The organism is Terriglobia bacterium, from assembly GCA_020072645.1.
GTDB lineage: Bacteria > Acidobacteriota > Terriglobia > Terriglobales > Acidobacteriaceae > Angelobacter.
Window position 1 is genome coordinate 1 of sequence record JAIQGK010000025.1, and the last position, 25,803, is coordinate 25,803.

General features: G+C 54.7%; 25 protein-coding genes. 15 read left to right on the forward strand and 10 right to left on the reverse strand.

Annotation, left to right across the window (positions count from 1 at the left end; genetic code table 11):
* The first annotated feature begins 559 nt into the window (after positions 1-559).
* The 3 genes from LAO76_25765 to LAO76_25775 all read left to right on the forward strand — a co-directional run bounded on the left by LAO76_25765 (position 560) and on the right by LAO76_25775 (position 3,379).
* Positions 560-2,410: an ATP-binding protein gene (locus tag LAO76_25765; protein ID MBZ5494347.1), complete on the forward strand. Its 1,851-nt coding sequence runs from the start codon at positions 560-562 to the stop codon at positions 2,408-2,410.
* A gap of 359 nt (positions 2,411-2,769) precedes the next feature.
* Positions 2,770-3,051: a type II toxin-antitoxin system RelE/ParE family toxin gene (locus LAO76_25770; protein ID MBZ5494348.1), complete on the forward strand. Its 282-nt coding sequence runs from the start codon at positions 2,770-2,772 to the stop codon at positions 3,049-3,051.
* Between the two features lie 13 nt (positions 3,052-3,064).
* Positions 3,065-3,379 (forward strand): HigA family addiction module antidote protein, encoded by a 315-nt coding sequence (locus LAO76_25775; protein MBZ5494349.1) that lies wholly within the window; start codon positions 3,065-3,067, stop codon positions 3,377-3,379.
* A 358-nt stretch (positions 3,380-3,737) separates the two neighbouring features.
* Here LAO76_25775 and pyrH read toward each other — a convergent pair whose 3' ends face one another.
* The 5 genes from pyrH to LAO76_25800 form a co-directional block, all read right to left on the reverse strand.
* Complete coding sequence (pyrH, locus tag LAO76_25780) at positions 3,738-4,448, reverse strand: UMP kinase (GenBank protein ID MBZ5494350.1); 711 nt, start codon at positions 4,446-4,448, stop codon at positions 3,738-3,740.
* Positions 4,449-4,612: 164 nt separating this feature from the next.
* A complete protein-coding gene (locus LAO76_25785; GenBank protein MBZ5494351.1) occupies positions 4,613-5,743 on the reverse strand; it encodes a metallophosphoesterase in 1,131 nt (376 codons plus the stop codon).
* A 140-nt stretch (positions 5,744-5,883) separates the two neighbouring features.
* Positions 5,884-6,678, reverse strand: coding sequence for an SDR family oxidoreductase (locus tag LAO76_25790; protein MBZ5494352.1), 795 nt, complete (start codon positions 6,676-6,678; stop codon positions 5,884-5,886).
* Positions 6,679-6,725: 47 nt separating this feature from the next.
* Entirely contained in the window at positions 6,726-7,922 is a 1,197-nt protein-coding gene (gene queA / locus LAO76_25795) for a tRNA preQ1(34) S-adenosylmethionine ribosyltransferase-isomerase QueA (GenBank protein MBZ5494353.1), read from the reverse strand.
* Positions 7,923-8,076: 154 nt separating this feature from the next.
* Positions 8,077-8,277, reverse strand: a complete 201-nt coding sequence (locus LAO76_25800) for a cold-shock protein (GenBank protein MBZ5494354.1) — start codon at positions 8,275-8,277, stop codon at positions 8,077-8,079.
* A 206-nt stretch (positions 8,278-8,483) separates the two neighbouring features.
* Between LAO76_25800 and LAO76_25805 the strand changes: the two genes are divergently transcribed.
* The 5 genes from LAO76_25805 to LAO76_25825 all read left to right on the forward strand — a co-directional run bounded on the left by LAO76_25805 (position 8,484) and on the right by LAO76_25825 (position 16,069).
* A complete protein-coding gene (locus LAO76_25805) occupies positions 8,484-8,864 on the forward strand; it encodes a holo-[acyl-carrier-protein] synthase (protein MBZ5494355.1) in 381 nt (126 codons plus the stop codon).
* 197 nt (positions 8,865-9,061) lie between these two features.
* Positions 9,062-11,503 carry a hypothetical protein gene (locus tag LAO76_25810; GenBank protein ID MBZ5494356.1) on the forward strand — a complete coding sequence of 814 codons (2,442 nt, stop codon included), beginning with the start codon at positions 9,062-9,064 and terminating at the stop codon, positions 11,501-11,503.
* Positions 11,504-11,627: 124 nt separating this feature from the next.
* Positions 11,628-12,701 (forward strand): MlaD family protein, encoded by a 1,074-nt coding sequence (locus LAO76_25815; GenBank protein ID MBZ5494357.1) that lies wholly within the window; start codon positions 11,628-11,630, stop codon positions 12,699-12,701.
* Between the two features lie 87 nt (positions 12,702-12,788).
* The gene (locus tag LAO76_25820) at positions 12,789-14,819 is read left to right on the forward strand and encodes a M13 family metallopeptidase (protein ID MBZ5494358.1); all 2,031 of its coding nucleotides are present in this window, start codon (positions 12,789-12,791) and stop codon (positions 14,817-14,819) included.
* A gap of 89 nt (positions 14,820-14,908) precedes the next feature.
* Positions 14,909-16,069, forward strand: a complete 1,161-nt coding sequence (locus LAO76_25825; GenBank protein ID MBZ5494359.1) for a hypothetical protein — start codon at positions 14,909-14,911, stop codon at positions 16,067-16,069.
* Here LAO76_25825 and lipA read toward each other — a convergent pair.
* A complete protein-coding gene (gene lipA / locus LAO76_25830; protein MBZ5494360.1) occupies positions 16,066-16,998 on the reverse strand; it encodes a lipoyl synthase in 933 nt (310 codons plus the stop codon). The genes LAO76_25825 and lipA overlap by 4 nt on opposite strands.
* A gap of 113 nt (positions 16,999-17,111) precedes the next feature.
* On the opposite strand from lipA, the gene LAO76_25835 reads away from it, so the two are divergent.
* Together LAO76_25835 and LAO76_25840 are read left to right on the forward strand one after the other, a co-directional pair.
* Positions 17,112-17,609: a hypothetical protein gene (locus tag LAO76_25835; GenBank protein ID MBZ5494361.1), complete on the forward strand. Its 498-nt coding sequence runs from the start codon at positions 17,112-17,114 to the stop codon at positions 17,607-17,609.
* A 1-nt stretch (position 17,610) separates the two neighbouring features.
* The gene (locus LAO76_25840; protein MBZ5494362.1) at positions 17,611-17,937 is read left to right on the forward strand and encodes a hypothetical protein; all 327 of its coding nucleotides are present in this window, start codon (positions 17,611-17,613) and stop codon (positions 17,935-17,937) included.
* A gap of 21 nt (positions 17,938-17,958) precedes the next feature.
* Here LAO76_25840 and LAO76_25845 read toward each other — a convergent pair whose 3' ends face one another.
* A complete protein-coding gene (locus LAO76_25845) occupies positions 17,959-18,318 on the reverse strand; it encodes a cytochrome c (GenBank protein MBZ5494363.1) in 360 nt (119 codons plus the stop codon).
* Positions 18,319-18,383: 65 nt separating this feature from the next.
* Here LAO76_25845 and LAO76_25850 point away from each other — a divergent pair, with 65 nt between their 5' ends.
* Positions 18,384-18,812, forward strand: a complete 429-nt coding sequence (locus LAO76_25850; GenBank protein MBZ5494364.1) for a DUF488 family protein — start codon at positions 18,384-18,386, stop codon at positions 18,810-18,812.
* Positions 18,812-19,582, forward strand: coding sequence for a DUF3891 family protein (locus LAO76_25855; protein MBZ5494365.1), 771 nt, complete (start codon positions 18,812-18,814; stop codon positions 19,580-19,582). Before LAO76_25850 ends, LAO76_25855 begins: the two co-directional genes overlap by 1 nt.
* 123 nt (positions 19,583-19,705) lie before the next feature.
* Here the strand turns inward: LAO76_25855 and LAO76_25860 are convergent, their stop codons facing one another.
* Positions 19,706-20,494 (reverse strand): hypothetical protein, encoded by a 789-nt coding sequence (locus tag LAO76_25860; GenBank protein ID MBZ5494366.1) that lies wholly within the window; start codon positions 20,492-20,494, stop codon positions 19,706-19,708.
* A 124-nt stretch (positions 20,495-20,618) separates the two neighbouring features.
* Here LAO76_25860 and LAO76_25865 point away from each other — a divergent pair, with 124 nt between their 5' ends.
* Positions 20,619-21,176: a hypothetical protein gene (locus tag LAO76_25865; GenBank protein ID MBZ5494367.1), complete on the forward strand. Its 558-nt coding sequence runs from the start codon at positions 20,619-20,621 to the stop codon at positions 21,174-21,176.
* A gap of 7 nt (positions 21,177-21,183) precedes the next feature.
* On the opposite strand, the gene LAO76_25870 is transcribed toward LAO76_25865, so the two are convergent.
* The gene (locus LAO76_25870) at positions 21,184-22,707 is read right to left on the reverse strand and encodes an ABC transporter permease (GenBank protein MBZ5494368.1); all 1,524 of its coding nucleotides are present in this window, start codon (positions 22,705-22,707) and stop codon (positions 21,184-21,186) included.
* Positions 22,708-22,720: 13 nt separating this feature from the next.
* The gene (locus LAO76_25875; protein MBZ5494369.1) at positions 22,721-23,038 is read right to left on the reverse strand and encodes a PadR family transcriptional regulator; all 318 of its coding nucleotides are present in this window, start codon (positions 23,036-23,038) and stop codon (positions 22,721-22,723) included.
* A gap of 177 nt (positions 23,039-23,215) precedes the next feature.
* Between LAO76_25875 and LAO76_25880 the strand changes: the two genes are divergently transcribed.
* Positions 23,216-23,983, forward strand: a complete 768-nt coding sequence (locus LAO76_25880; GenBank protein MBZ5494370.1) for an ABC transporter ATP-binding protein — start codon at positions 23,216-23,218, stop codon at positions 23,981-23,983.
* Positions 23,980-25,728 (forward strand): hypothetical protein, encoded by a 1,749-nt coding sequence (locus tag LAO76_25885; GenBank protein ID MBZ5494371.1) that lies wholly within the window; start codon positions 23,980-23,982, stop codon positions 25,726-25,728. Before LAO76_25880 ends, LAO76_25885 begins: the two co-directional genes overlap by 4 nt.
* The last annotated feature ends 75 nt before the right edge of the window (positions 25,729-25,803 follow it).

Genomic DNA, 25,803 nt, shown 5'->3' on the forward strand with positions numbered 1-25,803 from the left:
GCAATTTGCTGGAAACTCGGATGAAAATCACAGCCTATAATCTTCATTGGCGGCTCCTTTCGTTCCGAGTCTTGGTTTTCGTCAACTCAAGTTTACTCGGCACTCGTTAGGAGCCGTCGTTGTTATGAAATCAAGCCGAGCGCTGCTCAGCGACGTGGATCGTCCACAATCTTTGGGCGCGCAGGCGAGGGATCGGCTCCGCTGCTCTAATGGGACACCGAAACCTTTTTCGCTTTTTGCGAAAGGGCACGAATTCAACGCTTAACCTCAAAGGGAAAGAAGATGCGCTACCAGACGAAGATGCAGCGCCGTTAGGCGCGACAGCGAGTAGGTCTGGGCTTTAGCCTGGACTGAGCCCGAAGGGCGAAACGAAGCGTGGTCCGAGGTGCAACGCGCTGAAGGGGTAAGCGCTGGGTAAGCAAGTAAAAAAATCTTTCCTTGCGCCGCAGGCCCGGGGCCCCGACGCGCGATTCGCGTGAAGGGGTGGAGATACACGCCCAGCACAGCGGAGCGGCAGACTTCAAGTATTGCTGCGCGCTGGATAGAATAAAAACCAATTATGAAAATTCGCGCGTTTGCGGCGGGTAACTACAAGAGCATTTACATAATGGAACCATTTGCGCTCACCAATGGCTTTAATATTGTCATCGGCCAAAATGCGGCGGGTAAAACAGCTCTTTTAGAAATATTGAGCCTTCAACTTTCACCAAAACCACATCGCAGTGAAAAGACCGTTCCCAATAGAGGTGACATTACTGAAGGCCATTCTATGGCTGATGTCGAATTGGAATTTGCTAATTCGGAAATGAAGAGGCTACTCAGAAATACCCGAGCGAACGTGAATCTTCCAGTTCCAGCTGCAGGAAGCGATTTAGCTGCTGAGCTGGGAGTCAACATTTGGGATGGCCCCGCTGTCGACAAGCTAATACGTTGGTGGCTCAACCAGCCGATTTATGTTTTTAAATTGAAATTTAGCAGTTCCGGTGAAGTTCTTTCTAACCGTAGCTATCAGTCTTTTGTCACATACCCGCTACTCTTAAATAGTAGCAGGGATTATCTTCATATACCTTTTCAGCTCGATCTAGCTGAAAACCTAGTGCTCAGTGGGACGCGCTGGAATTCTAGCCTCCCTGATCTGGGGGCGAATCTTGCCAATAATTTTCGGCAGCTTATATACCGATTCAGTTCAGAACGTCCGGTTAAGGCCCGGTCGCCACATGGCATAAATCCTCAGCTCGCATCCAACGCCGAAAACCTCGCTGAGGTTTTGCATGTTCTGCAATCGAACGCTGTTGTATTTGAAGAATTCAACAGTTTGGTTTCTGAAATTTTCCCTCAGGTGAAGTGGGTTAGCACGCGGCCTATTACCTCCGGGAATGAAGTAGTTATATGGAACCTTGATAAAGCCAAAAGGAGAGACGATCTGGCTGTTCCCTTAGACGAAACTGGGACGGGAATAGGTCAGGTGCTCGCAATTCTTTATGTGGTATTTACGTCGAATGAGCCCAGTGCAATCATTATTGATGAACCGCAGAGCTTCTTGCACCCAGCATCAGCAGTAAAATTGATTCAAGTGCTGCGAAGGTACTCTCAACATCAATTTATTCTTGCGACTCATTCACCTTCAATTATCTCAGCTGCTGGCCCGAGCAATATCATAGCTCTAACATATGATGGTGAAACTCACGTCGAAACATTTGATCTTACTAAAACAGCTTCTTTCCAATCTTTTTTGGATGCAACGGGACTTGAGATGCAAGATACGTTTGGGGCAGACAGAATTCTTTGGGTAGAAGGTCCGACGGAGGCGAAGGCTTTTCCTGAGATTATTGAGCGGCTTTGCAATGCTCCTTTGATGGGGACACGGGTCTTACCCGTAAGTGCGACTGGCGATTTGGAGGGGAAAGATGCAGTCCGAGTCTTTTCCATGTATCGGACACTCACCCAAGGCAATCCGCTTCTTCCGCCTGCGCTCGCGTTCATACTAGATCGAGAGACACGTAACCAACAACAGATCAATGAACTTGTTCGTCAGAGCAATGACAAGGCGATGTTTTTGCCAAGGCGTATGTTCGAAAATTATTTATTGAGACCAGTCGCAATTGCAGCCGTAATGAATTCACTTCAGGGCTTCAGCCCCGAACCAATCACTGAGGCCGTAATTCAGGATAATCTCAATAGGATGGCGACGGACGCTCGCTTCTTCACTCCATTAACTGTTCAAGACCAATGGGAAGCAACGATTCATGCTGGTAGGGTCTTAGAGTTTCTCTTTGGCGATCTTTCCGAGCACAGAGTTGAATATCTTAAGACTCGCGATTCAGTAGCGCTGGCAAAATGGTTGCTTGAAAATCATCCTGAGGACCTGTCGGAGGTGGCAGGAATCATAAAGACAGCGTTGACACGGTAATTCGCTGATGCCATTTTTCGCATTCAGCAAAGCCGCTGGGTACCCCATCCCTTCGCAAAAGCTGGCTCTTGTTTTTTTAGGTTCTACGGTAAGGGTGTCGCACGCTTCAGTCCACGAGCCAAGTGTCAGGGCACGACTTTAGCGTTTTGCTTGAGCCGAGCGAAGCGATGCGAAAGCAGCGTAGTCGTGCCGTAAAGACGGGCTGAAAGCGATTCTTCCTTGCGCGCAGGCCGTCGCGCAGCGCAGCGGAGCGACCTGAGAAGCTTCCGCAGGCCCGACGGGGGGCACAATAGTCATGAAACGCATGCATCATGCTTGACATGATTAGTCCTACCGGCTAATATCATCCGGGATCAACCGTGATTCACTCGTTTGCCGATGAAGGAACTCGGAAATTCTGGGAGACTGGCAAAGGTGGCAAGACGCCTCCAAATTTACGTTCTGTTGCCAGGCGAAAATTACAGATGGTCGATGCCGCAACGCGGTTGGATGATCTCAAAGTTCCTCCGGGGAATAAGCTTCATTCCCTTAAAAAGGATCGCGCAGGGCAACATGCAATTTGGATCAATCGCCAATATCGCGTCTGTTTTCGCTGGAAAGATGGGCACGCTTATGACGTGGAGATAACTGATTACCATTAGCAGGGAGATCATGATGGCCTATGAAAGACGAGGGTCCGCTGCCTGGGCCGTGCATCCGGGCGAGATTCTAAAGCATGAGTTTCTCAAGCCCATGAATATAACCGGATATCGGCTTTCCAAAGCAATCGATGTGAACGCCCAGAGAGTCAATGACATTCTTCTGAAGAAAACCGGCGTCAGCGCTGATATGGCCATAAGGTTGGGAAAGTTTTTCGGGACATCCGCGGAGTTCTGGATGAACCTGCAGGCCGCTTACGAGCTTGTCACGGCAAAGAAGATATTGGGCAGCAAAATCACAAAGATCAAGACCATGACCGGCGCTGCATAAAATTCCGGCAGCTCGGAAGAGCCTGTTGAGACAATGAAAGAGATCACTGTCGCGTGTTTGCCGGTTGTATAATCCGCCCTAGTGATCCTCAAACTTGCCTTACTCATGTGGTTTATTGCCCTGTGCATCTCTTTCGTGGCCACAGGCAAGAGCAGGTCTTGGATGCCGCGGCTTTTTCTGGGCGGATTCATTCTCCTGTTGCTGGGCTTTTTTCTGAAGCTTATTTCGCGGGTGATCTGACAGGGCGTGAAGACAGTACGCGCTACGCCGAAACCAGCGATCCTACCTTGAGCCGACTTGCGGGCGTGAGCGCAGCGGGAGCCCGCAGGCGAAATCCTGAGCGCAGCGAAGGATCTTCCTAAGCGGAAACCAGCGATCCTACCTTTTCACCCGTAACCACGCGCTTGATATTGCCGTGGACATTCAGGTTGAAAATCACGATCGGCAGGCTGTTTTCCTGGCAGAGAGAGATTGCGGTGGCGTCCATCACGCGCAGTCCGCGCTTGAGCACGTCAAGATAGCTGATGGATTCGATCATCGTCGCGGTGCTCACCAGCTTGGGATCGGCGTCATAGATGCCGTCCACCTTGGTGGCTTTCATGATTACGTCAGCCTTGATTTCCATGGCGCGCAGTGAAGCCGCTGTGTCCGTGGAGAAATAAGGATTGCCGGTGCCGCCGGCAAAAATCACCACGCGGCCTTTTTCCATGTGCCGCAGCGCGCGCCGCCGGATAAATGGCTCCGCCACCTGGTTCATCTCCAGCGCGGACATCACGCGGGTATGCACGCCCTGTTTTTCCAGCGCATCCTGTAAGGCCAGTGAGTTGATTACCGTGGCCAGCATGCCCATGTGGTCGGCAGAGACGCGGTCCATGTCGCGCGCCTGCTCGGCCACGCCGCGGAAAAAATTGCCGCCGCCCACCACCAGCGCGATCTCCACACCGAGTTCGTGCACTTCCTTGATTTCGCCGGCGATGGAGTGAATACGGCTGGTTTCGACGCCAAAACCTTTGTCCCCGGCCAGGGCTTCACCGGAGAGCTTGAGAAGAATACGTTTGAAGGCAAGCATGCTGATTCAGTATAGAGCAATCAGCGATCTTTCCGCAGTCCTGGAATTCGCAAGGGTCTTCTGTTTGCCTCGGTCGCCATCTGGCAAAGGTTCTTGTCGGAATACGTAAAGGGCTGAATGCTGACTGCTGAGTGCCGAGTGCTGTTCTGGCCAATTGCTAAGTGCTAATTGCCGGCTGCTTCGAACGTGATCAGCACGATTTCCGGCCGCGTTCCCACCCGCAACGGCGGACCCCATGTGCCGGTGCCATAGGTTGTGTAAACCTGTAAAGCGCCGAACCGTTGCAGTCCGTGGATGAATTTTTTCCAGACACGCTGGGCAATCAGCGTCCACGGAAAGAACTGCCCGCCATGAGTATGGCCGGAAAGCTGCAATGATATGCCTTCTTCCTCGCTGATAGGTAGCCGCACCGGCGCGTGCAGCAGCAGAACGCTGGCGCGGTTGCGATCGAGGTTCATGCGCCGCAGTATTGAGCGGTACTGGTCTGCGTTTACGGCATCACGATAGTGCACACCGATGAGCTGCAGCCCATCGACCTCAACTTTTTCGTTGTTTAAGACACGTATGCCTGCCCGCAGCAGTGGTGGCAGATATTCCGCATTGCGATAAAACTCTTCATGATTTCCCGCGATGTAATAGACGCCCAGCGCTGCCGCCTTGGGTGACGCGACCAGGTCCGCCCACGGTCGCGCTAGCTTTTCAAAGTCTCCGGCAACGCCGTCGTAGAGATCGCCCGCCACAAAGACGATGTCATTCTGAAGTGCCAGCAGCTTGTTCACCATGCGCCGCACAAAGCGGCCATTGCGCACATGTCCCAGATGGAGATCGCTGACCAGCGCCGCTGTTCGTCCGCGCCACTGCGTTGGCAGGTTAGGCAGTGTGACTGAAATGCGCACCACCCGCGGCCACGCCGCATTCAGAATTCCGTAAAGACCTGCTGCCATAGCGGCGGCGAATGTCGCATCGGCGATCCACGCCGGGGGCCAGTTCAAGCCGCCGACGGCGCTCACGCCATATACGATCCAACTGGCAATGGACGCGAGAAAGAAGTAACTGGCAAATCCCATCCAGAGCGCGGAGATCAGATAGAAGAAACGCACCGGAGGGCTATACGAATACCAGCCAAGCAGAGACGCCGCCACAAAGCTCATGGAAAGCAGCGCGAATGCCAGCTTCATCTGCCATGATGCGGCCCAGCCACCCCAGAAGCACGCCACCGTGGCGTACACGAACCAGTGCGCTGAAAAGAGAATCGCCTGCACGATGCTGACAAAGACGAAGAGCCGGGATCGCAACCTGTTATGGGTCCTTTATTGAAGAAGAGAGAAGCCGCCGCAATTTGAGTCTACAAGCTTAGACGATGAAGGCGTCGACCACGATTCACAAAGCTGCGCGCGAAAGTCCATCAAACGGCCCTCGACCAATTTCTACATTTCTACACGATTGCCCTCACTACGCCGCCATCCACGCGCACTGCGGCGCCAGTCGTTGCTGATGCCTGCTCAGACGATAAATAGACCACCATGTTCGCTACCTCTTCATTCGTTGCAAACCTCTTAAGCAGCGATGACGGCCGCATGGTGCGAAAGAAATCTTTTTCCGTCTGCTCAAAACTCTTGCCCGATTGCTTTCCCACTTGCTCCACAAATTTTTCCACGCCCTCAGACCGCGTAGGGCCGGGCAGCACCGCGTTTACGGTAACGCCGGTCCCGGCAACCGTCTCCGCGAGCCCGCGGGAAACCGCAAGCTGCGCGGTCTTTGTCATGCCGTAATGAATCATCTCCGCCGGAATCTGCACGCCAGACTCGCTGGAAATAAAAATCACGCGCCCCCACTTGCGCTCCACCATGCCTCTCGTGTAATGCCGCGCCAGCCGAACGCCGCTCAATACGTTCATGCGAAAGAAGCGCTCCCAATCTTCATCGGGAATATCGAAGAACGGCTTGGGCTCGAAGATGCCCAGATTGTTGATCAGAATGTCAGCTTCAGGCACTTGCTTAATCAATTCCTGCGCGCCTTCGGCTGTTCCAAGGTCGGCGGCAAGACCTTTTACGTCGGCCTTTGGAAGTGCGGCCTTGATCTTCTCGACCGCTTGCTGCACTCGCTCCTGCGTGCGCCCGTTTACGATCACCGAAGCTCCGGCTTCCGCCAGCCCATGCGCAATTGCATGTCCGATCCCCGCCGTTGACCCGCTCACAATCGCGCTCTTATCCTTGAGATTGATGATCATCTTTATTCCTTTCGACTAACAGAAGATGTTCTGCTGTAAGAATCGATTCATTCCACAAACATGCAATCGCCATAGGAAAAGAACCTGTATCTCTCCTCGACGGCATGAGCGTATGCCTTCAGCACGTTTTCCCGGCCGGCAAAGGCTGCCACCAGCATCAGCAGCGTGGATTTGGGCAGATGAAAGTTCGTGAGCAGTGCGCCGACCACGCGGAATTGGAATCCAGGATAGATGAAAATGTCGGCTTCGCCCGAACCGGCGCTGACAGTCGCTGTTCCCGCCGAACTCAAAGCATTTTGCGAGGCCGCAAATTCCAGCGTCCGTACCGTCGTCGTCCCCACCGCCACAACGCGGCGTTTCTCCGCCAGTGCCCGATTGATCTGCGCGGACGCAGTTTCAGAAATCGAATAGCTCTCGCGATGCAGCTTGTGCTCTTCCACATTCTCCACATGCACTGGCTGAAACGTCCCCAGACCGACGTGGAGAGTCAGTTCGGCAATCTCAATGCCGCGCTGGCGTATGTCGGCAAGGACCTGCGGCGTAAAGTGCAGGCCTGCGGTGGGCGCGGCTACGCTGCCAGTAGTTTCTGATCGTGCATAGACCGTCTGGTAGCGCTCGCGATCTTCCTGCCGGTCTTCACGCGCGATATAAGGTGGCAGCGGAACATGCCCCAGCTTCTCCATTATGGCAAAAAAATCAGGCACGGGATCAAAACGCAAAGTGCGTTCCCCGAACTCCCCTCGGGCAATCACTTCCGCAGTCAATTCCGCGGCCTGCGCCGTCACCGCCGCATCCGGATCACCAGGCCGCGATGCGAACATGGCTGCGTTGTCCCTTGCGCCCCCGCGTTGAGGGTCTTCCAAAGAAAAGAATATTTTCTCTCCCACCCCTATCTTCCGGCCCGGACGCACCAATGCCTGCCACTCCAGTAGTCCCAATTGGCGAGTGAGCATCACCTCGACGCGGCCATGAAGAAAATCGCGAGATGCGGGATTTCTGGAGCTGAGCGGCTGCGCGTGCAGCCCGGCGCGGTGGCCGTAAAGGCGCGCCGGAAAAACGCGGCTGCTGTTCAAAACCAGCAGGTCGCTGGGACGAAGCAGGCCGGGCAAATCAGTGAACTTTCGATCTTCAAAATGGCCGCTCGACCGCGAGAGATGCAACAGGCGGGAGCTGCTGCGGTCGGCAAGGGCCTCCTGCGCGATCAGCTCTTCCGGGAGGTAAAAGTCAAAGTCAGAAACCAGCACCAGATCGATTATAGGTCGTGAAGAAGAAAGTTTCGGAAAAGGTACCAGCCGATTGTCCGGGAGCGCCCGCGCATTGGAAAGACTGTTGTCGCTCCCTCCAAACTGAAAAAGGCGGCCCATTTCTGGCCGCCTCAATCTCAAAATCTGTTGCGTCTTACAACACCTGTACGTTTTCTGCCTGCCACCCTTTTGGACCTTTGACGACGTTGAAAGTAACTGGCTGGCCTTCTTTCAGGCTGCGAAAACCGTTGGACTGAATCGCGGAAAAGTGAACGAACACGTCCTCACCGTTTTCCCTGGAAATAAAGCCGTAACCCTTTGCGTCATTGAACCACTTCACTGTTCCTTGTTCCATGTGTCGCACGCATTCCTTGTTTCTGAAATTTGCGCCTTTCTGAGGGTAGTGCAGACAGGTTGCAGGGGGTGCATTGCTGCTGTACAACGCTTCTGAAACAACGCGAGGGGTATTATACCCTCGAAAATCCTGAGTTGTCTCTAATAAATAAGGCTTGGCTTAGAACCGGGTAACCAACGATATGGTACCTTGGCATAGGGACCTAAATGATTGTAGGGACTGGAGTTGACATCACTGAAGTGGATCGCATCCAGGCTGCCGTACAGCGCTTTGGCGACCGTTTTCTTAAGCGTGTCTTTACTTCAGCCGAGCTGCGGTACTGCATGGCCAAGCCCAACGCCGCGGAGCGTCTGGCCGCCCGTTTTGCCGCCAAGGAGGCCGGGATGAAGGCCATCGGAACCGGGCTGCGCCACGGCGTAACCTGGCAGGATGTAGAGGTCGTCCGGATGCCCGGCCAGCGTCCGCTGTTGGAATTTCACGGCAAGGCGGCGGAGTTCGCTGCGAGACTCGGCTGCAAGCGTACACATCTTTCGCTGAGCCACACTAAGGAGCAGGCGATTGCTCACGTGATTTTGGAAGGTGAATGAAATCCCGACCTTGAGCCTGTGAAAGAGGAGGGATCTCTACATCCTTTCAACCTGCCTGCCTTGAGCCAAAACCCTTCCTGCCGATTTCGCTTTGGCTCCTTCTCGTTTGTTGCTCAAAGGCTTTTTAGCCAGCAGCGATCCTCCGCCTTCGGTGTCGGGATTCACAAAAACTCTTCCCTGTGAGAACCTGAATCGAGATGGCCCAATCCACCTTCGCTGCTGATCCTCAAATTGCCCCGGTCCAAACGTTGTCAGGTTCCACCATGCTGGCCGTCGCCCTTGTCAGCCTTTCCAGCCTGCTGCTGGAATTGGCGCTTACGCGGCTATTCAGCGTGGTGCTTTTCTATCACTTTGCTTTTTTTGCCATCTCCGTGGCGTTGCTGGGTCTGGGATCGGGCGGCGTGTTTGCCCACATTCGCCAGGAATGGCTGACGCGCTTTGATATGCGAACCCTGGGCGCATGGCTATGCCTGCTGAACTCGATCTTTATCCTGTGTTCGGTGGAAGTGGTGCTGCATACCCCGGTTTCGCTTGAAGTTACGGGCCGGAACTTTGGCAAGCTCACGATTATTTATATCGCAGCAGCGGTGCCCTTCTTCCTCACCGGACTTTTGTTCTCCGTGCTGTTTGCCAGGTCGTCTGATCACATCTCGCAACTTTACGGCGCCGATCTTGCCGGAGGCGCAACAGCCTGCCTGGCAGTTGTGCCATTGCTGAACTTTGTTGGCGCGCCAAATGCGCTGCTCCTCGCCTCGGCTTGCATGGCCATGGCCGCTGCTTTATGGGCAGATAAAATCAAGCTACGCCGTGCCGCTTATGCTTTGGCCGCGATATTTGTTCTGCTGATGGCCGCCAACTATTCCGGCAAGATCATTGACGTGATTTATGCCAAAGGCGTCTTTCGCGATCCCAAGTGGATTGAGTATTCGCGCTGGAACGCCATCTCCCGCATTGAAGTCAGCACACAGCTTGGCGGGCGCTACGTTGTGATTGACGCGGACGCAACCACGGCAATCATGAATGTGGATCCGGCGCGCTGGGAGCAGAATGCTTCTGCAACGCCAATGTACACGGGGCTTCCAGAGACGTCTGGGTTCAACTGGAAGAAGAGCCTAATGTCCGCTGCGCCTTCCGTCGCCAATGTGCTGCGTCCTCATGGCGACTTTGCCATCATCGGCCCCGGCGGCGGCGTGGACGTGATGCGGGCCGTCGCCAACGGCAGCCCCAGCGTCACGGGAATTGAGATCAATCCAACGATCGCCAACAACGTAATGCGCGGCCGCTACGCGGACTACTCTTTCCATCTTTACGACCAGCCTCAAGTCCACATTCACGTACAGGATGGCCGCTCGTACATCCGCAGCTCGCACGATAAATACGATGTGGTTCAGATGACGCTCGTGGATACGTGGGCCTCGACGGCGGCAGGCGCGTTTGCGCTGAGCGAAAACAATCTGTACACCACCGAGGCTTTCCGCGAGTACTTCGATCACCTCAAGCCGGACGGCATGATTGCGATTACACGCTGGGAGTTCAAGCAGCCGCGCGAGGCGTTGCGCGTGGTCTCACAGGGGATTGAAGCGTTGCACGCGATTGGAGTACCTGACCCGCGCCACAATTTTGTGCTGATTGCCGATGGCGGACTGAATGAAGACGGGCGTCCAGTGCTGGTGCTGGCCAAGAAAAATCCGTTCACCTCCGCAGAGTATGCTGCCGTCGCGGCGCACGTTCGCGAAAATCCGAATCTGTTCTGGCTGAATCCCACCGCCGAGTATGCCGGTTTGCAGCCTCTTCCGCCTGCGGCTGCGGCCTTCCGCAACCTGATCGAATCGAATGATCCGGCGGGTTTCGCCCGCAACTACGCTTATAACGTTTCGCCCGTGAGTGACAGCGCTCCATTTTTCTTTTTCACCTTAAAGACCCGGCACGTGATCGAAAACATTCTGGCCGGAACTGGCCGCGGCATGGACTGGCGCATCAACCTGGGCGTTGTCGTGTTGGGAATGTTGCTGATCATCTCGATTGTGGCCGTTCTTGCCTTCTTGATTTTGCCTTTAGCTCTGCATCGTCACCGCCAGGGCGCGCCCAAGACCGGCATAGTTGCTCTCCTTTACTTCATTGCCGTGGGCTTCGGTTTCATCCTCGTCGAAATTTCTCTTATCCAGCGCTTTGTGCTTTTCCTCGGCCATCCCACATATGCTTTGACCGTGGTGGTCTTTCTGCTTCTGCTCTCCAGCGGTGCCGGCAGCGTAGCAGCACGGCACAAGATTGGCAGCGGCAACAAAATTCTTCCGCTGCTTGGAATCATCGCAGCCATCATTGCGATAGACGTAGCCCTGCTGCCGTGGCTACTCTCAGCCGCCATTGGGCTGCCCTTTGTGATTAAGCTATTTGTAAGCGGGATAGTATTAGCGCCGCTCGGCTTCCTGATGGGCATGCCCTTTCCCACCGGGCTGCGTTTGGTCAAGACCGTGGAATGGGCCTGGGCGCTCAACGCCGCTGCCAGCGTCCTGGGATCTGTCATGGCCATGATTATTGCCATTCACTTTGGCCTGACGATCACTTTGCTTTGCGCGGCGGCAGCGTACCTGCTCGCGGGTCTCTGCTCACGGACGTGGAAAGGCGCCGCCATAGCTTAGAAGAACTTTAGAAGTTTCGGCATTGCCGTCGCGCTTTTCAACCCCCTAAGTTCGCCGAAAGCTGCGGAATTTTAGTGACTTACGCGGGCATCTGCTATTATTTTCGCGTAGTTACTTCATTCCATTGCCAAGTCAAAAGCAGCTCAGGTGGTCTGAACTAAAGGTCGGAATCACCGTAATTGTCGGTTCAGTGACCTTGGCCCTGCTTGTCTTCCTGATCAGCGGGACTGGCGGCATTTTTACCAGCAAAATTACTCTCATCACGTACTTTGATAACGCTGAAGGCATACGCACAGGGCAGCCTGTGGACTTGCAAGGCGTGGCGATCGGCAACGTGAAATCGGTCAAGGTTGTCCCCGGAAAGCCGCTTAGCCCTGTGCAGGTAGTGATGCGGGTGAACAGGGATTTTCAGCAGTTCATTCACACAGATTCCAAAGCGACTATCGAAACTGCCGGCGTGCTTGGCGAATCGTTTGTCGATATCGACAGCAAAGACGCCAAGGGGCCGATCGTAAAAGACGGTACGGAATTGCCTCCCGGCAACGCTCCTGGCATTCAGGATGTCGTGCGCACGAGCCAGACATCGCTGCAAAACATTGACGTGCTGGTGAAACGCGCGGATTCCATTCTGGCGGAAATACAGAATGGCAATGGTTCGCTGGGAAAGGTCATTTACGATCCCGCAATGGTCAACAAGGTCAATGCCATCCTGAATCAGGTGCAGGCGTTGCTGAATGACGTGAACAACGGTAAAGGCACTATCGGAAAATTTTTCTCCGATGACAGCCTGTATCGCAAAGCGGACTCGCTGGTGACCAAGGCCGATCAGTTGGTGGATGAGATCAATCAGGGCCATGGCAGCCTGGGCAAATTGGTAAAGGACGACGCCCTTTACAACAACGCAAACCAGGCGATTGCCACAGGCAACAAGTTGCTTGCTGACCTCAATGCCGGCCACGGCGCTGCGGGAAAATTATTGAAGGACGAAGAACTTTCCCGGAAGCTGCAAAATATCATTGAAAAACTTTCTTCAATTTCAGACCGGCTGGAAGCAGGCGAAGGCAGCGCGGGCAAGCTGTTTAAAGACCCATCGCTCTACAACAATACTGATCAGATGCTGATCGAGACGCGGAACCTGGTGAAGGCGATCCGTGAAAATCCCAAGAAATATCTCACTATCCGCTTCCGCGTGTTTTAGCCCGTGCAAGTGGTTCTGTTTTTTATGTCCTGCACCTCGTTCATTGTTTGCCATGAACTCTAATCAACTTTATTTGAGGCTGAACAAATGCGCTTATCTCGAATCTTGATCGCAATCGTTTTCTTCACCGCCGTGGCCCTGCAGCTTCCGGCACAGGAAAGCAAAATGACCGCCAACTCAGTTGCCTCCTCACTGGACAAGAGCGCTGACCCTTGTGTGGATTTCTACCAGTTCGCATGCGGAGGATGGATCAAGAACAATCCCATTCCCGCAGACCAGTCAATCTGGAGCCGCTTTGGAGAGCTGGCGGAACGAAATCGGGAGGAGTTGCGTGGAATCCTGGAAAGCGCGGCCAAGGCCCAGAATCGTGATGCCAATGAGCAAAAGATCGGTGACTATTACTCCACATGCATGGATGAGGCTGCGATTGAGAAGAAAGGTGTGGCTGTCCTTAAGCCGGAATTTGACCGCATCAATGCCCTGCGCGATAAGTCCACGCTGCCGGCGCTGATTGCATATTTGCATGGGCAGGGCATCAGTGCGCTGTTCTCCTTCGGCTCCGGCGCGGACTTCAAAAACGCCAAGCAGGTCATCGCGCAGGCGGACCAGGGCGGGCTCTCCCTGCCGGACCGCGACTATTATGTGAAAGACGATGCCAAATCGGTTGAACTGCGCAAGCAGTACCTGCAGCACGTTACCAACATGTTCAAGCTGCTGGGCGATTCACCAGACAAGGCCGCCGCGGAAGCCACTACCGTGATGAACGTGGAAACGTCGCTGGCCAAAGGCTCTGGCGATCGTGTGGAACGGCGCGAGCCCGAGCGCGTTTACCACAAGATGCCAGTCAAGGAGTGGCAGTCTCTCACGCCTGATTTCAACTTTTCCAGGTATCTCACCGGCGTGGGCGCTCCTCCGCTGGACAGTCTCAACGTAGTGGAGCCCAATTTCTTTAAGGCGCTAGATGCCGAGCTGAAGGGCATCAGCGTGGATGACCTGAAGACTTATCTTCGCTGGCAGTTGGTGCACTCTCAGACTGAGTCGCTGCCAAAGGCGTTCCAGGACGAAAATTTCAACTTCTACGGCAAGACCCTGCAGGGCGCCAAGGAGATGCGCCCGCGCTGGAAACGCTGCGTCGCGGCCGTTGATAACGATCTGGGCGAAGCTCTGGGCCGGATCTTTGTCGAAAAGTATTATCCGCCGGAAGCCAAGGCACGCACGCTGAAAATGGTGAACCAACTAGAAACAGCACTGCACCAGGACATCACCGAGCTTCCATGGATGTCAGAGGTCACGAAAAAACAGGCGCTGGTAAAGCTGGCCGCCATCCAGAACAAGATCGGTTATCCCGCCAAGTGGCGCGACTATACCCCGTTGAAAATTGAACCCGGTGATGCGCTGGGAAATTCGCTGCGGGCCAACGCGTTTGAAATGCATCGCGAGCTGGCCAAAATCGGCAAGCCGCTGGACAAACAGGAATGGCAGATGACCCCGCCAACGGTGAACGCCTATTACGACCCGACAGAAAACGATATCAATTTCCCCGCCGGCATTCTGCAGCCGCCATTTTATGACTTTAAGGCCGACGACGCGCTTAACTTCGGCGGCATGGGCGCCGTGATCGGCCACGAACTCACGCATGGCTTTGACGATCAGGGCGCGCTATTCGATCCTGAAGGCAACCTCAAGAACTGGTGGACTCCGGAAGACGAAAAAGCCTTCAAGGCACGAACACAGTGCATTGTGGATGAATATGACCAGTTTGTGGCGGTGGACGATGTTCACGTTCGCGGCAAACTAACGCTGGGTGAAAACACTGCCGACAATGGCGGCCTACGCATCGCTTACATGGCGCTGATGAAATCCATGGGCGATGCCGGCAAGCAGCCCGAGAAAATTGACGGATTTACGCCGGAGCAGCGTCTCTTTATTGGTTGGGGACAGATCTGGTGCCAGAACCAGACAGACCAGATGGGACGCCTGCTGGCACTGAATAACGAGCACTCACCGGGAAAATATCGCGCGAACGGTGTAGTGCAGAACATGCCGGAATTTCAAAAGGCCTGGGGATGCAAAACCGGCCAGCCCATGGTCAGGGCAAATGCCTGCCATGTATGGTGAGCTGGTTAACAAAATAAAGTCAGCAAAGGCCCTGCAAGAAAGCAGGGCCTTTTTCATTCTGGGAGGGTTACCGCATTTTCAGGGGGTATATGAACGCAAGTAGAACTGTATCCCTTCTCTCAGTCATCGTCACGCTGTTGTCTTACGCAGCCATTGCGCAGGAGTTCACAAGGGCAGAAATCGGAGCGGAAACTTCGATTCTTTTCCAAAATCGCATTTTCTCGCTCACCGATGTCGGCATGGGAGAGCGATTTACATACAACTTCACTCCCAGCGTCGCCATTGAGTCCGAGGTTAACGGTTATTTTACAAATACCACGCCGAAGAGCCTTCAGGATGGAGGCAGGGCTTTCGTCGGTCTCATTGGTCCCAAGGCCGGAATTCGGCGGGACAGATTCGGCGTTTTCTTCAAAGCGCGAGCGGGGGTAATGAGCTTCAGCAACGTCCTTACCAGCGCCGCTGTTTTCGGAAGCCGGGACACCGCACGAAAGACCCATGCAGCCCTGGACTTGGGAGTGGCCACAGAATTTTATCCTTCAGCCCGCACTATTCTGAGATTCGATATTGGACGCTTGCTGGTCCGTTATGGCGACTCGACCGAATTCAGATCTCCCGACGGTGGCTTTATCGTAACTGCCGCTGGACGTATCGTGGCACCTTGGCACCTTGAGGTGGGAACCGCTTATCGTTTGGGCAGCTTGCATGATGGGCGCGAAAGGTCGCCTGCGTCACAGCGATTCGCGGCAGGCGTGCAGTATTCACTATTTTCGTCCAATCGCGGTTTTCAAAAATTCGTTCGTGATGAATCGGGCGGCGGCGGCTGGCTTACCTGGAATTTCAGCAAGTATGTTGGCCTGGACGCAAGCTCCACGTTCTTTCCACGGGTGATTCATCTGGCTGACTTTCAGCAGGGCGGAAGGATGTTTCAACTGCTTGCCGGCGTGCGCGCCGGAGTAAGGAGAGGTCGATTGGGCGTCTTTGGAAAATTCCGGCCTGGAATCCAGCGCTATAGCGCAACTGAGCCGGATGCTGTAACTTTCACAAACGCTCCCTTTACTGATATCGCGCTCGATGCCGGCGGAATCATCGAATATTACGCGGCCCATCACAGCGTGTTTCGGTTTGATGCTGGGAATACGAGTATCCACTATCGCTCAAGAAACATTGTCGTGCCGGGAGGAACTCTTCACGCGCCGGCATTCGCTAACAATGCAATTCAATTGAGCATTGGTTTTGGATTCCGGTTTTAGTTACGCTCGGCAACAATTGGACTGATCAGCCCGGTTGACTCAGCCTGCTCATGCGCATGATACGACGAGCGCACCAGCGGCCCCGATTCGACGTGGCGGAAGCCCATCTTGAGAGCTTCAGTCTTCAGGAAGGCAAATTCTTCCGGAGTGTAATAACGCGTCATGGGCAGGTGGTCTTTAGAGGGACGCAGATATTGCCCGACGGTCAGGATATCGACTTTGCGCGCGGCCAGGTCGCGAAAGACTTCCAGCAGTTCGTCCGTGGTTTCGCCAATGCCAACCATCACCCCGGTCTTTGAAACCATGTCTGGCGCAAAGCGCTTTACGTTGCTGAGGAGGTCCAGTGTGCGTTCATAGCGCGCGCCAGACCGCACCGCGCGATAGAGTCGCGGAACCGTTTCAGTATTGTGGTTCAAAACTTCTGGCTTCGCATCAATCACCACTTTAAGGCAATCTTCACGGCCCTGAAAGTCCGGGATGAGCACTTCAATCTGGCAGCCGGGCGCCTGCTCGCGGACTTGGCGGATAGTCTCCGCAAAAATCTTTGCCCCGCCCATATTGTCGTCGTCGCGATTCACGCTGGTCACCACGGCATGCTTCAAACCCAGGGTAGCCACGGCTTCAGCCACGCGGCGCGGCTCGTCCCAATCCAGCGGCTCCGGCTTGCCTTTGGGCACGGCGCAAAAGCCGCAGCGCCGGGTACAGAGATTGCCCAGCAGCATGAACGTGGCGGTCTTGTGGTTCCAGCACTCGCCAATGTTAGGACACTGCGCTGACTCGCAAACCGTGTGCAAATCCAGCGTCCGCGCCAGCCTCTTTAGATCGTGGTAATTGTCGCCCATGGGGGCGCGCGCCTTGAGCCACTCAGGCTTCTTGTGCGGACGCCGCGGCGCAAGGTCAATCTGGACGAGTTCTATGGAGCTGGCCATTAGGGTATTAGATGTGAATCTCTATTGTACGATGCACAGGCCGTTCCAGCCTGGATAGCGCACCGAGGTAACTTTTAATCGTCCGAAATTGGCTCTAAACTCCAGATTCTGTGGTGGAAAACATACGCACAATCATTCGATGGCTATCGTCTTTGCATGCTCCGCTGGGACGGTGGGCGCCACTGGCCGGGGCTGGCTTGCTTACCTGCACGCACCTGTTTCATTCCGGTTTTCTGAAAGCTCTGGCATACTCTGGCGCGGCGGTTTTAGCCGTCTTGATCGCCTCTGACATTGCCCATTCCTTTATTGATCCGCATGCATTCCCGGATCGAAAAAAGAATCGTGCCCCTGTTTCATTTCCCATGCAGGCTGTGAGAGTAGTTCTGTCGGTCGCTCTGGGCAGCCTCTACAGCTTCTTGATTTTTGCCGGTATCGGGTTGTGGATGCCACTCATCTTTGTGCCTGCTATCTTTCTGATGTGCTGCTTTATCGCGTGGCGGAATGTCAGTCTTTGGTATCAGCAGGGCGAGGAGTTTGAGGAATCGCTGGTAGACGCTGAACACAAGAAAAACACAGCGCTGCCGAAGATTCCTGGACTGCACGCGCAATAGAGTGTCGAGTTCCCTCTATCATCGACGGGTGAGCATGAAAAGTATCTGGGCCAGACTCTTTTGGAAAATCATTCTGCCGTTTGTTGTGGCGTTCGCCCAGGCGCTTGTTTGGGTGCTGTTCGGTAGAATACCTACCTTCGGTATCTCCTCTAGGAGTCCCGATATCAGCGTTTATGTTAGTGCCGCGACCTTTGTCGTGTGTCTGGCCGTCGCCTTGAGGAACACGCTCCGCTGGAGCAAGGAAGCGGAAGCATTTGAATCCGAGCTGAGAGAAGCGGACAAGATCGAAAAAGAGCGCCGGCGCCGCGCTGAATGGATCGAACGCTGAGTCAACAATCTGGACGGTAGCTCACAGCGTGTGAAGGTACGCAATCACTTCCTGCAGCTCCTGCTGATCAAGCTGGCCGCCGAATGGGGGCATCATGCCGCGACCGCGAATAATGCTTTGCATCACGTGTTCGTCAGTCGCGGTCAGGCCGCTGGGCAGGTAGGGCTTTTGATACAGCTTTTTCAGCCCTGGTCCCTTGTTCCCGCTGGAGGAATACGCGGGATGGCAGTTAACGCAGTAAATGTTGAAGATCTTGCGCCCGTGGGATTGCTCTGCATTCAATCCCAATTCAGCATCGGTCATCTTGGCGGGATCTTTGCCGCAACCGGACAGCAGTCCGGCCAATACTGTCATCAGAAGAATGGACGCTATTCGGCTCAAGTGACTATTATGTCTGTAGTGTAGCGTTTTGAAAACCCCCTGGAGACAGAACTGCGGCCAAGTCCATGCCGGTTGAAATCAAACGCGCTTATGACAAGCCTTCTCTCGCTGACGGCCAGCGTGTGCTGGTGGATCGGCTCTGGCCGCGCGGAATCAAGAAAGAGAAAGCCCGCATCGACCACTGGCTGAAAGAGCTCGCTCCGTCTGACGGCCTGCGCAAATGGTTCCACTCCAGCGCAAACTGGATCATTTTCAAGAAACGCTACTTCAAAGAACTGAATACGCCCGCCGCTTCAGCCGATCTGGAAAAACTGTACGGACTTTTGTTCGAATATGAGCGCGTGACGCTGGTGTATGCGTCGAAAGACTCTGAGCGTAACAATGCCGTCGCTCTGAAAGAGCTGCTGGATGGAATGAAGAAGCCGCCTTCCAGCAGCGGTCCCGCCAGGGCCATGGCGGTGCCGCGACGCATGGCCAAGAGACGTTCAAGCTGATGATTCTGCGTCCGCTCAATCCCATCCCCGCCACCAGCACAGATTTTCTGCCGGCGTGGAGCATGGTGGAACAATCTCAACGCCAGATCGCCGGCGATTGCTGGATGATCACGCAGCCTTCTCACGCTGCGCTCTCCGGTGAGTTCGCCGCGCGCATGGCCGGCGCGAATCTGCCAAACCTCGATGCTTCCGTGATCCGCGGAATCGCTTTGCACGATGCTGGCTGGGGCATGCCTGACGCGCAGGCAATCATGCAGAGCAGGTCAATCGGCCAGGGCGTACCAAGATCCTTTGTCGCGTGCGGCGTGGGGGAGTTTGTGAATGCGTGGGAAAAATCCATAGACGTGGCGGCCTCTGCCAGCGCAACCGGCGGATACATTGTGAGCCGCCACTTTGAGCGGATCGCGAAAGCAAATTCATCCAAGACTTCTGAAAGCTCCCACGCGACAATAGAAAGTTTTTTTCAGAATGAAGCTGCAAGGCAAGCCAAGCTGGCGGCGAAGCAGGAGCGCACGCCGGAAGAATTGGAAGCACTCACCGACGTTCTGCAGTTTTGTGATCTGCTGTCTCTTTATGTTTGCTGTGGCGCGCGGCAGAACGTTGAGTTCCCTGAATACTGTGGCACAAAAGTGCGGCTCACCGTAGAAGCAGATAGCTACCGGCTCGATCCGATCCTGATTGAACCAGGAACAACCTTTGTTGTGGCGGCGCTGCGGCATCCTGCGACGAAGGAAGCGTCGGGCAAAGAGATTGAGATCAGGATTGGGTAGCTTGCCAAAGTTCCGAGCGCAGCGAGGAACCTCTACTCGCTCCCATGCATTCATTTCCTAAAGATAGCGCCTTACCGCCGCACAGGCAGAAGAAACTCAAGCATGTCGGTTGACTTTCGGATGTTATTTCATGTCTCCGTGATCATGATGCTCATGCTCTGATCCGGGCTTGTCTTTCAACTGGCGTTCAACCGACCAGATCTCGTCCGGCGTTTTTTCCCATGGATACATGTGCACCATCCAGCCAAAGACGTGTGGCATGAACGTGCCGCCGGCAGCCTCACAGGCTTCTTCGGTTGAGATGGAGCCATTCAATCCGAATCTGGCATCTTTGCGCAACGCCTCAATTTCGCGGCCTTTGGGCGGCTTGCACAAATTCACGTGCTGGTGCCATTGCGTCATGCTGAGCGGAATCCGCTCGTCAAGTTGCTGCTCACTGAAGCGGACCGGGGCGGTGTACATGGCGCCGATCAGCTTGTAATCGTCTCCGTGCTTTTCATACAAAAGAGATGTTGGCTTCGTGGGATCAAAGCGGAAAGCTTCACCAATGGCATTTTCATAATTAGTAAAGTGGTACATCTTCTGCGGGACGTTGGGCAGGAAAATTCTGAAGCCTTCTGCAAGCGCCACTTTGTAGTCGCGATATTTCTCCAGTGCCGGGCGCGCCTGCTCCACAACTTGTTGTGCCTTGGCTGCGTCGCCCGCGTGGGCAGGCCTTAACTCAGTCATGTACATATGTGCGGCCATGTGCTGGTGTTCTTCATGGTTGTGGCCGCGTCCCATGGCTTCTGTAGTGGCATTTAATTCGCTTTGTCCGACGGGTGCTTGCTGGCCCTGGCTGTGATCATGTTCCTGAGCGAAAAGGAAGGTCGCTGCAAGACTGAGCGCCACCGAAATCAGATATTTCTTCATCGCCAACTTCCTCCCGCTATCACACAACCGTAGCAAACCCGAAATAAACGCAAAAGTTACCTTCGGGTGGTCGAAAAGAACTTCACCTACCCCTGCGGGTTAGTATGAGGCGGGAGGAAAGACCATGCAACGGTTTTGTCATCGTATTGCAATTGCGGCACTTACGTCGCTGATGTTCATACCGCTCGGGATGCAGGCACAGGAACAGGGCAAAGACCAGAGCAGCCAGCCGCAAAGTGGCAGCCAAACCGGAGGCCAGAGATGGCAGGGGCGCCGCGCCGCCGCGCAACGCCAGCGCCAGCACATGGCCATGCTGGCCGAGAAGCTCAACCTCACTGAAGCGCAAAAAACGCAGTTTCAGCAGATCGGCCGGGACATGCGGAAACAGGGCATGACTATCCGCCAGGACAGCTCACTGACCGACGATCAGAAAAAAGCCAGGATGCAAGAGCTGCGCAAAGAGTCGCATAAGCAGATGTTTAGCGTCCTGACGCCGGAACAAAAAGAAAAGCTGAAACAGATGCGCGAGGAGCACAAGCAAGAACAAGAGAAAGACAAGACTTCAGGCGATCAGGCGTCAGCGAAAAAGAAACCCGGCCCTGCCAGTGACGATGACGATCCTTTTGCCGGCATGACCAGCGACGATGACGATGGCCCAGGAAACGGCGGTAGCGTTCAGTAGCGTACGGTTACGGAGTATGCACCGGCTCTTCATGCTCGAACAGCGGCTTCCATGATTCGTCGAGTGAAACCCACTGGTCAAATTCCTGCCAACTGGATTTCATCTCCGGAACGTGGAGCAGGCCGTGACCATCGGAGCAGACAAGCTCCGTTCCCCACCAATCCAGCAGCAGGTAACTTGGCGTCCCCACGGACGCTTCATTGCCGAGCCGCCGCAGGCAGAGTCGGCAACGGCGGCCTTGATCGTGCAATGACCAGGAAAGTGCCACCATCGCTGTGACGAGAAAAAGCCACGTGGCAAATGGTCCGACCAGAGGATGAACCGATCCTGTGAGTATGATCGAAGCGCGTCCCGTAAGCTCCAGCGAACCCACAAAGCAAAGTGCAAGCAGCAGCAATGTTTTGAGAGAGAAGAATCCCCACCACCGGAGCGTGTGCCACCAGCTCAGTTTGAGCTTGCGCGTCTTGGCGCCACCCAATCGGCTGCTGCCCAGCGCGATTCCGCCGAACAATGACAGCACCGTGAAAAACAAATAAAGCTTCACGCCCTGCCGTGCGCGCGAAACAAATGATTCAAGCTGCGGTTTTGAATATTCGTTGATCTGGGCGAACCGCCGAAACTCCTGTTGGGCTTCAGAAAGAGACACATGAGGCCCCATGCGCAGGACTGCGCCGGTCCGATCAGCGAAATTGTTGGTGGCTTTGCCCCAGCTCGGCAGCATCCAGACAGACACTTCAGGAAAGGTAAATACAAAACTCTCGGGAAGCACGCCGATCACGATGCCCGGGCGGTCGTCCACGGAAATCGTCTTGCCTACGATGTTGCGATCTGAATTGAGTTGCGCTTCCCACAAGCGATGGCTAATCACCACGCAGCCCGCACATGTGGTTTCATCTGCCGGGGTAAAGAGCCGGCCCCTTGCGGCGTTGTTGCCCAACAGGTCAAAGAAGTTTGGCGAAACGCGAGCGCTGAAATCATTGATCTGATCGTGCCCGAACCTGAGAGAGACGGGGTGCCAGGAGTACGCGGCAACCATTTCTGCGGTTTTGCTGCTCTCCGCCCATTTCGCGGCTTCACGAAACAAATTTTGTTCGTCGTATTTAGTAAAACTTGCGTGCAAGGAAAGGTACGCCAAACGGTCCGGCTGAGGGAACGGAAGGGGCTTGAATCCTGCCCGAATAGTGGGCGCAAAACCCGTGACTAAGATCAAGCCAAGAACGGCGATCAGGATTGCACTCAGGCAAAAACGTGCGGAGCGCGGCTCTTCGTCCAGCACGCGTGTGACTTTCTTGTGATCAAAGCGATGGAACGCCGCATCAGGGAACGCGCCCCAGCAGTGCCGGGTCAGTTCCATGGTCGTATGCGAATTCAGCCGGCCGGACTCTGCCAAAAAGTGAAGCCAGTGCCATATCTCGCCATACCACTCCTGGTACCAGGCGGCGCGCTGCGCTTTGGGAACCAGCAAACTTGCGCTGCGCAGCAGAAACTTACATTGCCAGATCAGGAGTCGGATTTGAGGATTGGGCTGCACAACATTTCCTTCGCTATCGGCGCGTTACCTTCTCTTCCGGGGCCAGCTTAGCCAGTAGCGGATAACGCTCCACGGCATTGATGAGCGCGTCTTTGCCCTGGCGCGTAAGTTTGTAATAGCGGCGGGGCGGACGGTCCTGGCGCAGCGCAATTTTGCTGTCTTCCCAATCGCCGCTTATCAGCGATTCCTTTTCCAGGCGGCGCAACGCGGGGTAGATGGTGCCGCTGGGCAGGCCGGTGACGTCCATAATGTCAAAACCGTAAACATAGCCTGACCGGATGGTTTGCAGGATCAGCGCCGACGTGTGGGAAATTCTTGCCGCAGTTTCCATGTTCCGAATGCAACCCTATGTAGTATTCTTTATATGTAGTATTCTCGTATAGCACGCCTTACACCCTGATTTTACCGGAATACCTTCGGCCCCGGACAGGAATATTTGTCGCCATTCTCGGGAACCCGCAAGCGCCCCGCGGTGTCTTTCCTGAAATGGCGTTGATGAGGCGACCTTATGCTTGAAGCAATCGGTCTCACAAAGTGTTACGCCAGCCTTCCCGCCGTAAGTCAGGTGAATTTTACCGTCCGCCCGGGAGAAATTCTGGGCTACCTGGGACCTAATGGCTCCGGCAAAAGTACTACGGTAAAGATGATTACCGGCCTGATGGAGCCCACCCGAGGCAAAGTCCTGTTCCACGGCAACGACATCAAAGATGATCTGCCGGGCTACAAGAAGGTGCTGGGCTACGTGCCTGAGGAAGCGCTGCTTTATCCCTACATGACGGGATGGGAATACCTGGAGTTTGTGGGGATATTGCGCGGGATGGACCAAAAGCAGCTCCGCAAACGCGCCGATGCGCTGCTGGAACTGTTTCTGCTGTTTCCATTTCGCCACGCCACCATCGCTTCGTATTCCAAAGGCATGCGGCAACGCATTCTCTTGATTGCCGCCCTGATGCACGATCCTGAAATCCTGGTTTTCGATGAGCCGCTTTCCGGCCTGGACGTGACTTCAGCCATGATCTTCAGAAAAGTAGTGAAGTCGCTCAGTGAGCAGGGCAAGATCATTTTGTATTGCTCGCACGTGCTTGAGGTGGTGGAAAAACTTTGTTCCCACCTGCTGATCCTGAGTAAAGGAAAAGTTGCGGCGCATGGATCAGTCAGCGAGGTGAGCAGAATGACCGGACTTGCCACGCTGGAAGACTCCTTCTCTCATCTGGTCAAAGAGCAGGATGCGGAGCAGATTGCGCATGACATTGTAGAAGTGATGGCCGCGCCGTGATCACCATCGCGCGCGAAACCATCCACAAGCGCTGGACACACCTGCTGGAGCGCCCGTTCTGGCGGCTGGTGGCGCACTTTGGCATGAAGCTCTTTTCCGGCGACGGAGAGGGCGGGCTTGAGCTCGGGGCTGGGACGGTGCTGGCGCTGCTGGCCGCTCCTGGCGCTTTCATTTCCATCATGCTGCTGGATAAGTACTCGGGCTTGCTGCGCTTTCTTCGCGGCAATCACAACTTTGATCCTTATGCCACTTCCATACCCGACCAGTATTTCTTTCTCACGTTTTCCATGGCCATCACCGGCATTGTGACAGTCCTCAAATGGGACAGCATCTTCCCTGACCGCCGGGATTACATGAATCTTGCGCCGCTGCCGATCGCCACTCGCCGAATATTTCTGGCCAACGTTACCGCCATTGTTTTAATCGCCATTGCTTTTGCCGTGGATGTGAATGCCGTCTCATCATTGTTTTTCCCGATGGTAGTCACGATGGAAGAGCCAAAGTTCGCCGCGTATGTACAGTTCGCTCGCGCGCATTTTGCCGGTGTGCTGCTTGCCAGCCTGTTTGTGTCATTTGCCTTGTTCGCCCTGATTGGCACCCTGATGGTGCTGCTGCCGGACAGCATCTTTCGCCGGATTTCCATTTACGTCCGAGTGTCCATAGTGATTCTGCTGCTGGGCCTGTTGTGTTCGACGTTTGCCGTTGCACCTTTGCTTAGCGCGCTTCACCCAGGTGCTTCTTCTTTTTTGCGATGGCTTCCTCCAGTCTGGTTTCTTGGCTTGTCGCGCATGATTTTGGGCAAGGCCGATGCCGCAATGGCGCAGATGGGAACGATTGGCCTTTGGGCCGTAATTGCCGTGGCTGTTCTAGCGCCGCTGGTATATGTGCTGAGTTATTACCGCTACTTCATACGCGTTCCGGAAACGCTGGACACCACGCTAAGAAGCCGCGCTCCGCGAATTCTATTTCCCATGCGGCTGATGGATCTGGTTGTTTTGCGGTCGGCTTACGAGCGCGCCACTTATCGCTTTGCCATGAAGACGCTTTTGCGGAATGACCGTCATTCCCTGATTTTCGGCGGGTTTGCCGGCCTGGGCATTGTGATCGCTTCGCAAACGCTGCTTTCCGCCGTGAATCAAGAACCGGGCGCAGCGCCAAGCGCGGCGATAATTTCAGTGCCGTTTATCCTGGCGTATTTTTTGATTTGCGGACTGCGCTTCGTGTTTGATCTGCCGGCGGAACTGCGGGCCAACTGGGTGCATCGCGTGATTCTGGACAATGAACAACGCGCGCCTGCCGACGCAGCCAGAAAAGTTATTCTGACTTTTGTGCTGCCCTGGATTCTTTTGGTCTGCCTGCCGCTGGATGTGTATTACTGGGGCTGGGCAGCAGGAAGTGCGCTGACCGCGGTGTTGATTGCTGGATGTTACCTGCTTGCGGACATTCTGCTACGCCGCTTCGCAAAAATTCCTTTTGCCTGTGCTTACCCGGCCTGGAGCCAGAATGCCACCGTGATTGTGTTGTTCTATGTCCTTGGCTTGTGGGTGTTCTCTTCCATACTGCCCAGCCTGGAGCATGCATTGCTGGTCAAGAGCGTCTGGTATCTGTGGGGACTTGTGCTGGCACTGCTGGCCGCCCGTTTTGCATTGCGAAAACTGCGCGATGATGATCCTAGATCCAAAATCCTCGTCTTTGAAGAAGTCCCCGATACTCCATTTGAGCTGCTGAACCTTTCCGGGCACTGATCAAAATCTATATTCCTTGAAACACTGGAGGATGTCCGGTCACTAAGAGAATAGGACAAACCAAGAAATCTGCTG

What these genes read in the sequence shown, in the direction of transcription:
- LAO76_25875 (MBZ5494369.1), bottom strand. Translation starts at nt 23,038, where the DNA reads ATGGAAACTGCGGCAAGAATTTCCCACACGTCGGCGCTGATCCTGCAA.
- lipA (MBZ5494360.1), bottom strand. Translation starts at nt 16,998, where the DNA reads ATGGCCAGCTCCATAGAACTCGTCCAGATTGACCTTGCGCCGCGGCGT.
- LAO76_25800 (MBZ5494354.1), bottom strand. Translation starts at nt 8,277, where the DNA reads ATGGAACAAGGAACAGTGAAGTGGTTCAATGACGCAAAGGGTTACGGC.
- LAO76_25855 (MBZ5494365.1), top strand. Translation starts at nt 18,812, where the DNA reads ATGATTCTGCGTCCGCTCAATCCCATCCCCGCCACCAGCACAGATTTT.
- LAO76_25775 (MBZ5494349.1), top strand. Translation starts at nt 3,065, where the DNA reads ATGGCCTATGAAAGACGAGGGTCCGCTGCCTGGGCCGTGCATCCGGGC.
- LAO76_25765 (MBZ5494347.1), top strand. Translation starts at nt 560, where the DNA reads ATGAAAATTCGCGCGTTTGCGGCGGGTAACTACAAGAGCATTTACATA.
- LAO76_25810 (MBZ5494356.1), top strand. Translation starts at nt 9,062, where the DNA reads ATGGCCCAATCCACCTTCGCTGCTGATCCTCAAATTGCCCCGGTCCAA.
- LAO76_25865 (MBZ5494367.1), top strand. Translation starts at nt 20,619, where the DNA reads ATGCAACGGTTTTGTCATCGTATTGCAATTGCGGCACTTACGTCGCTG.
- LAO76_25805 (MBZ5494355.1), top strand. Translation starts at nt 8,484, where the DNA reads ATGATTGTAGGGACTGGAGTTGACATCACTGAAGTGGATCGCATCCAG.
- LAO76_25850 (MBZ5494364.1), top strand. Translation starts at nt 18,384, where the DNA reads ATGCCGGTTGAAATCAAACGCGCTTATGACAAGCCTTCTCTCGCTGAC.
- LAO76_25825 (MBZ5494359.1), top strand. Translation starts at nt 14,909, where the DNA reads ATGAACGCAAGTAGAACTGTATCCCTTCTCTCAGTCATCGTCACGCTG.
- LAO76_25790 (MBZ5494352.1), bottom strand. Translation starts at nt 6,678, where the DNA reads ATGATCATCAATCTCAAGGATAAGAGCGCGATTGTGAGCGGGTCAACG.
- LAO76_25880 (MBZ5494370.1), top strand. Translation starts at nt 23,216, where the DNA reads ATGCTTGAAGCAATCGGTCTCACAAAGTGTTACGCCAGCCTTCCCGCC.
- LAO76_25860 (MBZ5494366.1), bottom strand. Translation starts at nt 20,494, where the DNA reads ATGAAGAAATATCTGATTTCGGTGGCGCTCAGTCTTGCAGCGACCTTC.
- pyrH (MBZ5494350.1), bottom strand. Translation starts at nt 4,448, where the DNA reads ATGCTTGCCTTCAAACGTATTCTTCTCAAGCTCTCCGGTGAAGCCCTG.
- LAO76_25820 (MBZ5494358.1), top strand. Translation starts at nt 12,789, where the DNA reads ATGCGCTTATCTCGAATCTTGATCGCAATCGTTTTCTTCACCGCCGTG.